Origin of the sequence: Gaiella sp., from assembly GCF_035558935.1 — a bacterium.
Lineage (GTDB): Bacteria > Actinomycetota > Thermoleophilia > Gaiellales > Gaiellaceae > Gaiella.
Genome location: NZ_DATMBZ010000120.1, coordinates 1 through 10,424, shown reverse-complemented (window position 1 = coordinate 10,424; position 10,424 = coordinate 1). Strand labels below are relative to the sequence as shown.

General features: G+C 71.1%; 10 protein-coding genes. 5 read left to right on the top strand and 5 right to left on the bottom strand.

The features are described from left to right. Positions 1-118: 118 nt before the first annotated feature. Together VNM44_RS12025 and VNM44_RS12020 are read right to left on the bottom strand one after the other, a co-directional pair. A complete protein-coding gene (locus VNM44_RS12025; protein ID WP_325626125.1) occupies positions 119-1,009 on the bottom strand; it encodes a MerR family transcriptional regulator in 891 nt (296 codons plus the stop codon). A 27-nt stretch (positions 1,010-1,036) separates the two neighbouring features. After that, on the bottom strand, positions 1,037-3,151 hold the full coding sequence (locus VNM44_RS12020) for an MMPL family transporter (protein WP_325626124.1): 2,115 nt from the start codon (positions 3,149-3,151) through the stop codon (positions 1,037-1,039). 100 nt (positions 3,152-3,251) lie between these two features. Here VNM44_RS12020 and VNM44_RS12015 point away from each other — a divergent pair, with 100 nt between their 5' ends. Continuing rightward, entirely contained in the window at positions 3,252-3,752 is a 501-nt protein-coding gene (locus tag VNM44_RS12015; protein ID WP_325626123.1) for a fasciclin domain-containing protein, read from the top strand. Between the two features lie 136 nt (positions 3,753-3,888). Here VNM44_RS12015 and VNM44_RS12010 read toward each other — a convergent pair whose 3' ends face one another. After that, a complete protein-coding gene (locus VNM44_RS12010) occupies positions 3,889-4,788 on the bottom strand; it encodes an LLM class flavin-dependent oxidoreductase (RefSeq protein ID WP_325626122.1) in 900 nt (299 codons plus the stop codon). Positions 4,789-4,869: 81 nt separating this feature from the next. Here VNM44_RS12010 and VNM44_RS12005 point away from each other — a divergent pair, with 81 nt between their 5' ends. Further along, on the top strand, positions 4,870-5,469 hold the full coding sequence (locus VNM44_RS12005; RefSeq protein ID WP_325626121.1) for a sugar O-acetyltransferase: 600 nt from the start codon (positions 4,870-4,872) through the stop codon (positions 5,467-5,469). Here VNM44_RS12005 and VNM44_RS12000 read toward each other — a convergent pair. After that, on the bottom strand, positions 5,466-5,729 hold the full coding sequence (locus VNM44_RS12000) for a hypothetical protein (RefSeq protein ID WP_325626120.1): 264 nt from the start codon (positions 5,727-5,729) through the stop codon (positions 5,466-5,468). The two genes, VNM44_RS12005 and VNM44_RS12000, sit on opposite strands and share 4 nt — an antisense overlap. Before the next feature lie 121 nt (positions 5,730-5,850). Here VNM44_RS12000 and VNM44_RS11995 point away from each other — a divergent pair, with 121 nt between their 5' ends. Beyond that, positions 5,851-6,420 carry a dihydrofolate reductase family protein gene (locus VNM44_RS11995; RefSeq protein WP_325626119.1) on the top strand — a complete coding sequence of 190 codons (570 nt, stop codon included), beginning with the start codon at positions 5,851-5,853 and terminating at the stop codon, positions 6,418-6,420. A 50-nt stretch (positions 6,421-6,470) separates the two neighbouring features. On the opposite strand, the gene VNM44_RS11990 is transcribed toward VNM44_RS11995, so the two are convergent. Continuing rightward, on the bottom strand, positions 6,471-6,974 hold the full coding sequence (locus VNM44_RS11990) for a LiaF domain-containing protein (RefSeq protein ID WP_325626118.1): 504 nt from the start codon (positions 6,972-6,974) through the stop codon (positions 6,471-6,473). A 53-nt stretch (positions 6,975-7,027) separates the two neighbouring features. Between VNM44_RS11990 and VNM44_RS11985 the strand changes: the two genes are divergently transcribed. Further along, a complete protein-coding gene (locus tag VNM44_RS11985; protein ID WP_325626117.1) occupies positions 7,028-8,650 on the top strand; it encodes a thiamine pyrophosphate-binding protein in 1,623 nt (540 codons plus the stop codon). A 126-nt stretch (positions 8,651-8,776) separates the two neighbouring features. Next, positions 8,777-10,318 (top strand): aldehyde dehydrogenase family protein, encoded by a 1,542-nt coding sequence (locus VNM44_RS11980; RefSeq protein WP_325626116.1) that lies wholly within the window; start codon positions 8,777-8,779, stop codon positions 10,316-10,318. Positions 10,319-10,424: the final 106 nt, after the last annotated feature.

Sequence of the window (10,424 nt, the reverse complement as noted above, 5' to 3'; positions counted from 1 at the left end):
CGCGCCCCCGTCTCGTCCGCTTCGACGAGCTCCCGCGCGAGCCGGATCCACTGACGGGACTCGACCGCGCCCGCGTCTGTCTCGTGCTCGCGCGACGACCACCGCTGAGTCTTGCGGCTCACTGCGGGTGACGCACGCGCGCCAGCGTCTCGGCGGCGACGACGGGGTCACCGGAGAGAAGCGTCCCACGCACGCGACGGGCGACCGCCTCGTCCGCCGCCGCGCCGGCGACGAAGAGCGGGGCGTCGAGGGCGATCTTGCGCAGCTTTGTGGCGGTGGCGCCAAAGGCCCCTCTCACCGTGCCCGAGACGACGACCGCGTCCGGCGCGAGCGTCCGGAGGGCCTCGGCGAGCGACGCGATCGGCGTGTCGGCACCGAGGTAGCTGATCCGCCAGCCGTGCCCCCGCAGCGCGAGGCCGAAGCAGACGAGTGGGAGGTCGTGCCGCTCGCCCTCGACGCACGCGAGGAGCGCCCGCGGCCCCATCCCACGGTCCCACGACCTCGCGAGCGACATCAGGCGCCCCCGGATGAGGTTGCTCGCGAAGTGCTCCTGCGCCACCGACACCTCGCCGCGCTCCCAGCGCTCGCCGAGCTCGTGGAGGTATGGAAGCAGGACGTCGCGCAGCACCACGTCGAGCGTCAGCGCTGCCAAGAGGCTGTCGAGCGCTCGTTGTGCGCCCGCCTCGTCGAACCGGTCGAGCGCCGCCGCCAACTCGTCGGCGTCGACGACCGGGCCCGGAGCCGCAGGCTCGTCGCCGACATCATCGGCGAGCGCGAGACGTGCGGCCTCGGCGGCGAAGAGCCCGCGTTCGAGGTTCGCGCGCATGGCGAGCACGCGGGCGACGTCGTCCTCGCCGTAGAGCCGGAACCCTCCCTGCGTCCGGCTCGGGTCGAGGAGGCCGTAGCGCCGCTCCCACGCCCGCAGCGACTCCACGGGAACGCCGACGCGGCGTGACAGCTCCCCGATGCGCAGGAGCTTGTCGTCCGCTGCCGCCGGGAGGTCAGTCATGACATGAGCCTAGGGACGCGAGCCGCCTCACGTCGATCCTCGCTCCGCACGTTCCGTCGCGGCGGCTTCGCCTCTTCGCAACGAGTGGGAGAGCCTGGAGGGCCACCACACGCGATCGCCGAGGTCGAACGTGAGCGCCGGGACGAGCACCGAGCGGACGACCAGGGTGTCGAGCAGGACTCCGAAGGCCACGGTGACCCCGATCTGCGTCAGCGCGACGAGTGGGAGGACTGCGAGGACGGAGAAGGTGCCGGCGAGGACGATCCCGGCGGACGTGATCACGCCGCCCGTCACCGCGAGCCCGCGGAGCATCGCCTCGCGCGTCGGCAGCGCGAGCCGCTCCTCGCGCACCCGTGCCATCAGGAAGATGTTGTAGTCCACGCCCAGCGCGACGAGGAAGATGAAGGCGAAGAGCGGGTAGCTCGGGTCCTCCCCCGGGAAGTCCGCGAAGAGCTCGAAGAGGATCAGGCTCCCGCCGAGGGCCGCCGCGAACGAGAGCACCACCGTCGCGATCAGCATCACCGGCGCGGTCACCGCCCGCAGGAGCACGACAAGGATGCCGAACACGACCGCGAGGACGAGCGGGATGAGCAGCTTCGTGTCCCGCGCGACGGCGCTGCGCAGGTCGGTCTCCTCCGCGGTAGGACCGCCGACGAGCGCCGCGTCACCCACGGCGGCGCGCAGATCGCGACGCAGGGGGGCGATCGACGCGAAGCCTTCCTGTCCGAACGGGTCTCCGGCAAGGACGACCGTGAAGCGCGCGGCGGCGTCGGTGCGCTCGGTCGGTCCGACCCGGGTGACGCCGTCCGCGGAACGCGCGGCCGCGAGCGCGGCTTGGGTCTTCGACGGGTCGGTGACGAGCACGATCGTCGGAGCGCTCTCGCCGGCGGGGAATGAGCGCTCGAGGAGCCGCTGGCCCTGCACGGACTCGACGGCGCCTCGATAGGCGTTCGCCGTGGTGAGATCTTGGTCGAGCGTCAGCGTCCCGAGCGCGAGCGCCGCGAGCGCGAGGGCGGTTGCGACCCAGGCGACGCGATGCCGGCGCTCGATCGCGCGGCCGAGTCGTCCCCAGAAGCCCTCGCCCGAGGAGCGCTCCGACCCCTGATGTGGCACGAACGGCCAGAACGCACGCCGGCCGCCGACGAGGAGCAGTGCAGGGAGCAAGGTGAGCATGGCGACGGCCGCGACCGCGACGCCCATCGCTCCGACCGGACCGAGGCCGGCCGTCGAGTTCACGCTTGCGAGCGAGAGGCAGAGCAGGGTGGCGACGACGGTGCCCGCCGACGCGACGATCGCGGGCCCGCCCTGCTGCAGCGCGATCCGCATCGCCTCGTACTTGTCGTCGCGGCGCCGCAACTCCTCGCGGTAGCGAGCGGTGAGGAGCAGGGCGTAGTCCGTTCCCGCGCCGAAGACGAGGACGAGGAGGATCCCTCCCGTCTGACCGTTGACCACCAGGCCCGCGTCGGCGAGGAGCGTCCCGAGACCCCGGACGACTGCCTCCGCGAGGAGCACGGTGAAGAGCGGCAGCACCCAAAAGATCGGGCTGCGGTAGATGAGCACGAGCAGAACGAACACGAGTCCTGCCGTGACCAGGAGCAGCGTCGAGTTGATGCCCTCGAACGCCTTCGTCGCGTCGGCGGAGTAGCCGGCCGGGCCGGTGACCCGCGCCTCGACGCCCGCCGGCAGCGCCTCCTGCACAGCCTCACGGATGTCGTCGACAGCGGAGACGAGAAGGTCGGAATCGCCGCCTGCCTCGATCGCGACGCTCACGACTGCGGCCTTGCCGTCCTTCGATCTTGCGACCGGCGACACGTCGGTGACGCCGTCGATCGAGGCAGACGCGACCTCTTCGCGCTTCCGTTCGACGGCGGCCATGCCCTGCACGCCCAGGCCGTCGGGGTCGCGGAAGACCGCGATCGCCGGTGTGACCGATCCGGAGGGGAACGTGTCCGCTGCGTCGAGCACGCGCACCGAGTCGGCGTCGCCCGGAAGGAAGGACGACGGCTCGTTCTGCTGGGCGCTCTCGAACCGGCCCGCCAGGGGGCCGAGCGCGGCTGCCAGGAGCAGCCACGCGCCGAGCACCGCGAACCGGCGCTTCTTCCCGACGACCAGACGGACGAGGACTGAGGGACGGTTGCTCATACGCTTTGACAAAATCTATACACAGCAACCTTGCGGTGCGTACAGAGTCTGTGCTAATACTATACAAATCATGTACGTAACCTATACAGGAGGTACCGAAGTGCGCACCGCCCTCGCAATGCTCGCGGCGACCGTCGTCGCTGCCGTCGCCGTCGTGGCGCCTGCCGCCGCCGCTCCCTCGGCGAAGAACGAGAACATCGCGCAGATCGCGTCGTCCTCTCCTCAGTTCAGCACCCTCGCCTCGCTGCTCAAGAAGGCCGGGCTCGTCGGTGCCCTGAAGAGCGGGAACTTCACGGTGTTCGCGCCCACGAACGCCGCGTTCGCGAAGCTCCCGAAGTCGACGCTGGCCGCGGTCGGGGACGACCCGGCGCTGCTCAAGAAGGTGCTCACCTACCACGTCGTGAAGGGCAAGGCTCCGGCGTCGACGGTGGTGACCCTGAACGGAAAGTCCGTCAAGACGCTCGAGGGCCAGGGCGTCAGGGTGACGGTCCGCGGCGGCAAGGTGTTCCTGAACGGCTCGACGCAGGTGACGAAGACGGACGTGATGGCCTCGAACGGCGTCATCCACGTCATCAATCGCGTCCTCATCCCGAAGGGCTGATCTCGACCCCGCCCTCGGGCCCGCGCCGCGGGAACGAAAACACGAGCGGGGAGAGCTGCTGTGGAGCAGCTCTTCCCCGCTCGCGTGGTGCCGTGCGCCCGACGACGCGACGGCCCGCAGGCATCGGGAGATCCGGTCAGCCGGCTGCGACCGCCTCGGTCCGGTGCGCAGGGAGGACGTGCTCGGCGAGCTGCTCGACCTGGTCCAGCGAAGGGATCTGCGGGAAGAGCATCAGCACGTCGACCGCGTCGGCGTACGCGGCCACCTCCTCGGCGATCCTCGCGGCGGGCCCATGGTGGATCAGGTTGCCCGGCTCTGTCCAGAGTTGGCCGTAGTAGCGCAGGACGTGGTGGGCGCCTTCCTCGAGCGCTGCCTGCGGATCGTCGCCGACCGCGACGTATGCGAGGCCGGCGACCGTGATGTCGTTCTTCCCCTCCTTCGCGAATGCCTCGCGGATCTGCGGCGCGCGTTCCTTCATCGCGGCGCTCCCGGCGGTGCCGAAGATGAACCCGTCGGCGACGCGGGCGGCCCGCGCGATCGACGCCGGCGTGCCCGCGCCGACCCAGATCGGCGGGGCCGGGTCCTGCACCGGCGGCGGGCCGAGCACACCGTGGTCGCGGTTGGACGCGCGCGCGTCGGACCAGATCGCCCGTATCCGTGTGACCTGCTCCTCGAAGTGACGGGAGCGACCTGCGAACGGCGCGCCGAAGGCCTCGTAGTCGTCCTCCCGGCCCCCCTGCGCGACGCCGAGCGTGAGGCGACCGCCGGACAGCTGGTCGACGACGGCAGCCTGCTTCGCGACGAGCACCTCGTTCCGCGGCGGCAGCTGGAGGATCGTGGTCGCGAGCCCGATGCGCTCCGTCACGCCGGCGACGCCCGCGAGCGTGACGACCGGGTCCCACGCGTCGTAGTTCGGCTTGTCGATCGTCGACAGGTAGGCGAATCCCGCGTCCTCTGCCGTGCGCGCCCAGTCGAGCATCAACGCACGGTCGGTCTCGTGGGCCATCGTGTTGGGCAGTCCGATTCCAAGTCTCATGGTGCTCCTTCGTCGCTTTCCGGTGACGGTACGTGCGCCGTCGCGGCGTCCGTCGCACTGGTGCGGGTAGCGTCCCGCGCGATGTCCGAGATGAAGCGCCGCATGCTCGCGGGCGAGCTCTACCTCGCCGACGACCCCGAGCTCGCCGCCGCGCACGCCCGCGCCCAGGAGCTCCAGGAGCGCTACAACGCCACGCGGCATGCGGAGCACGAGTTGCGCGATCGCCTTCTGCGCGAGCTCCTCGGCGAGGTTGGCGAGGGCGTCGTCGTGCGGCCGCCCTTCTTCTGCGACTACGGCAGCCACATCTCGATCGGGGCGCGGACGTTCGCGAACTACGACTGCGTCCTGCTCGACGTGGCGCCGATCAGGATCGGCGCGGCCTGCCAGCTGGCGACACGCGTCCAGCTCCTCACCGCGACGCACCCGATCGACCCCGAGCCGCGCCGCATCGGCTGGGAGTCGGCCGAGCCGATCGAGATCGGCGACAACGTCTGGCTCGGCGGCGGCGCGGTCGTCTGCCCCGGCGTGACGATCGGCGAGGACACCGTCGTCGGTGCCGGCGCCGTCGTGACGCGCGACCTCCCCTCGGGCGTCGTCGCGGCCGGCGTTCCCGCGCGCGTGCTGCGCGAGATCGGGGACGGCGACCGGATCGCGGTTCCCGATCTGACTGCTTCGAGCTAGGCGATCGTCGGGCGGAGCCAGCCGCCCGTCGCGCGCGGGACGCGTCCGCGTACCTCGCGCTCCACGGCCCGCGCGACCCGGTCGCTCGGGCAGGTCACGACCTCGGCCTCGGAGCCGAAGAGGTGGAGCACGACAACGGAGCCGTGGTCCTCGAGCACGTGCGCGCGCGTCCCGATCTCGTGGATGCGCAGCCCGTCACGCACCTCGGTCAGGAGGTACACCGTCTCGCCCGGCGCGAGGGGTCGCGTATCGCTGCTCACAGGAACGGAGACGTTCGCGACGGCTGGTTGGTTTCCCTTCCGTACCGTTTCCTTACGACCGATGACTCGCGTCGATGCGCGCGGTCTGATCTGCGTCGAATCGAAACCGGGAGGTACGGAGATGGGACGCATCGTGGTCACCGAGTTCGTGTCGCTCGACGGCGTCGTCGAAGCGCCGGGCGGAGGCGAGGGCTTCAAGCACGACGGCTGGTCGTTCGAGATCGACCGCGGCGATGCGGGCAACCAGTTCAAGCTCGAGGAGACGATGGGCTCGGAGGCGCTCCTGCTCGGCCGGAAGACCTACGAGGGCTTCGCCGCGGCGTGGCCGTCTCGCGACGGTGAGTTCGCGGACAAGTTCAACTCGATGCCGAAGTACGTCGTCTCGTCGACGCTCGAGAGCCCGGAGTGGACGAACACCACCGTGCTCGCGGGCGACCTCGCCGAGGAGGTCGCGAAGGTGCGGGACGCGCACGAGGGGAACGTCGTGGTACACGGCAGCCCGCAGCTGGTGCAGGGGCTGCTCGAGCGCGACCTCGTGGACGAGCTCAGGCTGATGGTCTTCCCCGTCGTCCTCGGCACGGGGAAGCGCCTCTTCGGCGAGACGAGCGACAAGAAGCCTCTGCGGCTGGCGAGCTCGCAGACCGTCGGCGACGGCGTCTCGATCCTCGTCTACGAGCGGCCGGACCCCTGACCGGGGTCGCGGGGACACAGAGGTGCTGAGTCGTGGTCACGTCGAACCGTCTACGTGGACGCCCACCCCTGGAGCTGATGGCTCTGCTCGGCCGACGCGTCCGTCGGCCCGGTCGCCTTGATCGCGACGCCACCGAGTCGGGCCGTGGCCTCGATGCGGAGGGTCGGCGCCTCGTCCGGAAGCTCCTCGGGCGGGGTCACCCGGGCGTCGACACCGCCGAGCGCCGCCCGCTGCTCGACGAGCACCTTCCAGGTCGCCGGTACCACCACGTTGACGCCGCCCCACGTGGCCGAGAGATCGAGGCTCGCGCCGTCGGGGGCCAGCGTCGCTTCGCGTAGATCGAGGTCGACACCGCCGCAGACCACGCTCACCGAGCCGTGGCGCAGTGCGGTCGCCCGGCACGCTCGCTCGACACCGCCCACGTAGGTCGTGATGGCGAACTCGTCGGCCGTCTCGTCGCCGAACGTCCTCCGGCGCGCGAGCGCCTGGCCGGCCGCACCCAGCCCGGCGAGCACGACGACCAGACCGACGCCAGCCTTGACGAGGGATCTCATCTCTGCCTCCTCCGCGTCGACACTCTTCGACGATTCGAGTCTAGAGTCGTGCCGTGGCCGAGCGGGTGCAGGGAGGAAGGCTGGCGGCGCGCGCGATCGCCGCCGCCGGAGTCGACTGCGTGTTCACGCTCTCGGGTGGGCACGTGATGCCGATCTACGAGGGCTCCCGGCACGAGGGCGTCCGGATCGTCGACGTCCGCCACGAGCAGTCCGCCGCCCATGCCGCCGAGGCATGGGGGAGGGTGCGGCGCGCGGCGGGGGTCGCGCTCGTGACCGCGGGGCCGGGCGTGACCGGGACGGTGACGGCGGTTGCCAATTGCTTCGCCGCCCAGACGCCGCTCGTCGTGATCGGCGGCGCCCGCCCGCTCGCCCAGGCCGAATGGGGCGCACTGCAGGAGTTCGATCAGCTCTCGCTGATGAAGCCGATCACGAAGTGGGCTGCCGTCTGCCCGTCGACGGAGAGGATCCCCGAGTACGTGGCGATCGCCTTCCGGCACGCGCTCGCCGCGCCGCGCGGACCCGTCTACCTCGAGCTTCCGGCGGACATCCTCTTTGCCGACGGCGACGCGGACGTCGTACCGCCCGCACGACAGGCGCGGGCTTTCGGGGACCCGCGCGAGATCGTCGCGGCGGCGGCGCTGCTGAGCACTGCCGAGCGGCCCGCCGTCGTCGCGGGAAGCGGCGTCTGGTGGGACAGCGCGGCGGCCGAGCTCGCCGTGTTCGCCGAGCACGGCAGCCTGCCGGTGTACCTCAACGGCTCGGGGCGCGGGTCGCTGCCCCCGGACCACGAGCTGTTCTTCCAGCACTCGCGCAGCGCCGCGCTCGAGGAGGCCGACGTGGTCTGCGTGATCGGGACGGCGCTCGACTTCCGGCTCCGCTACGGGCGGTTCGGCGCGGAGAAGCTGATCCACGTCCACGGCGACCCGCGCGAGGTCGGGCGCAACCGCGTCCCGGACGCTGCGATCGTCGGCGACTGCGCCGCCGTGCTCACGGCCCTCGCGTCCGCCGTCGAGCGCCCCGCCGACCTGCGCGCGGCGTGGCTCGAGCGCCTGCGTCAAGCGGAGTCGGCCTGGTGGGACTCGCACCGCGCCGAGGTCGAGTCGGACGCGGCCCCGCTCCACCACTACCGACTCGGGGCCGAGCTCGACCGCGTGCTCGACGAGGACACGGTCGTGATCGGCGACGGCGGCGACGTCGTCGCCGCGGTGTCGCGGGTGCTGCGCATCCACCGGCCCGGCCACTGGCTCGACCCGGGCCCGTTCGGCTGCCTCGGCGTCGGCCCCGGCTACGCCACCGGCGTCCACGAGGCGGGTTTCGGCGGACGGATCGTCTGCGTGATGGGAGACGGCGCGTTCGGCCTCAACGGGCTCGACTTCGACACGCTCGTCCGCTTCGAGATCCCCGCCGTGCTCGTCGTCGGCAACGACGGCGCGTGGGGCGAGATCCGCGTGCCGCAGGTCGGGATGTACGGAGCCGACGCCGAGATCGCGACGCGTCTGGCGCCGAGCCGGTACGAGCGGCTCTGCGAGGTCTTCGGAGGACACGCGGAGCACGTCGAGGCCCCGGCGGAGCTCGCGCCGGCGCTCGAGCGGGCGCTCGCAGCGGGCGAGCCGGCGATCGTGAACGTGATGCTCGACCCGGACGCGATGGCCGGGCACGCATACCGCGGCTTCTGAACCGACGTCTGCGGCTTTCCCGAAGGCCATCCGGTCCGACCCCGATGCGCACGCACTGGGTCCCGGCGAGGCTGGCGACGATGCGCGCACTACGTGCGGGCACGAGCCTCTCGGAAAGGAGACGGCATGGCAACCATCGAGAAGGTTGCGACCTACGAGGCGCCCGGGCAACCAGGAAGCCCCGTCGAACTGAAGCCCCGCTACGACAACTTCGTCGGCGGGCACTGGGTCCCGCCGGTGCACGGCGAGTACGTCGAGAACCTCACGCCGGCCACCGGCGAGCCGTTCACCGAGGTGCCCAAGTCGACGCCGGAGGACATCGAGCTGGCGCTCGACGCGGCGCACGCCGCACGCGAGGCGTGGGGCGAGGCGTCGCCGACCGAGCGCTCGAGGATCCTGAACCGGGTCGCCGACGCGATCGAGGAGCACGTCGAGCTGCTCGCCGTCGCGGAGAGCTGGGAGAACGGCAAGCCGGTGCGAGAGACGCTCGCCGCGGACATTCCGCTCGCGGCCGACCACTTCCGCTACTTCGCCTCGGTGATCCGCGGCGAGGAGGGCTCGATCGCGGAGATCGACCGGAACACGTACGCCTATCACTTCAGGGAGCCGCTGGGGGTGGTCGGGCAGATCATCCCGTTCAACTTCCCGATCCTGATGGCGGCGTGGAAGCTGGCCCCGGCGCTGGCCGCCGGGAACTGCTCGGTGATCAAGCCCGCGAGCCCGACGCCGTGGTCGCTCCTCGTGCTGATGGAGCTGATCGGCGAGATCGTGCCGCCCGGCGTGATCAACGTCGTCAACGGCCCCGGCGGCGACATCGGCAAGGCGCTCGCGCAGAACAAGCGGATCGCCAAGATCGCGTTCACCGGCGAGACCGTCACCGGGCGGCTGATCATGCAGTACGCCGCCCAGAACATCATCCCCTCGACCACCGAGCTCGGCGGCAAGTCGCCGAACATCTTCTTCGCCGACGTGATGGCGGAGGACGACGACTTCCTCGACAAGGCGGTCGAAGGGCTCGTCCTCTACGCGTTCAACAAGGGCGAGGTCTGCACCTGCCCGTCGCGGGCGCTGATCGAGGAGTCGATCTACGAGCCGTTCATGGAGCGGGCGCTGGAGCGGATCGCGCAGATCCGCCAGGGCCACCCGCTGCACCTCGAAACGCAGGTCGGCGCGCAGGTCTCCACCGCCCAGCTCGACAAGATCGAGAGCTACGTCCGGATCGGCCTCGACGAGGGCGCAGAGCTCCTGATCGGCGGCGAGCCGGCGCACCTCGGCGGCGAGCTGGAGGGTGGCTACTACTTCCGGCCGACCGTCTTCAAGGGCCGGAACGACATGCGGATCTTCCAGGAGGAGATCTTCGGCCCGGTGCTCGCGGTCACGACGTTCAAGGGCGAGCGCGAGGCGCTCCACATCGCGAACGACACGCTCTACGGCCTCGGGGCCGGCGTGTGGACGCGCGACACGACGAAGGCCTTCCGCATGGGTCGCGGCATCCAGGCCGGGCGCGTGTGGACGAACTGCTACCACCTCTACCCGGCCCACGCGGCCTTCGGCGGCTACAAGGTCTCCGGCGTCGGGCGTGAGAACCACAAGATGATGCTCGACCACTACACGCAGACCAAGTGCCTGCTGGTCAGCTACGACCCGAAGCCGCTCGGGCTGTTCTGACGATGGATGCGGGCGGGACCGGGCGGGTGCAGGCGACCGACGCGGCGCGTGCCGTGATCGAGCGCTTGAAGGCCCGCCACGGCCCGCTCGTGTTCCTGCAATCGGG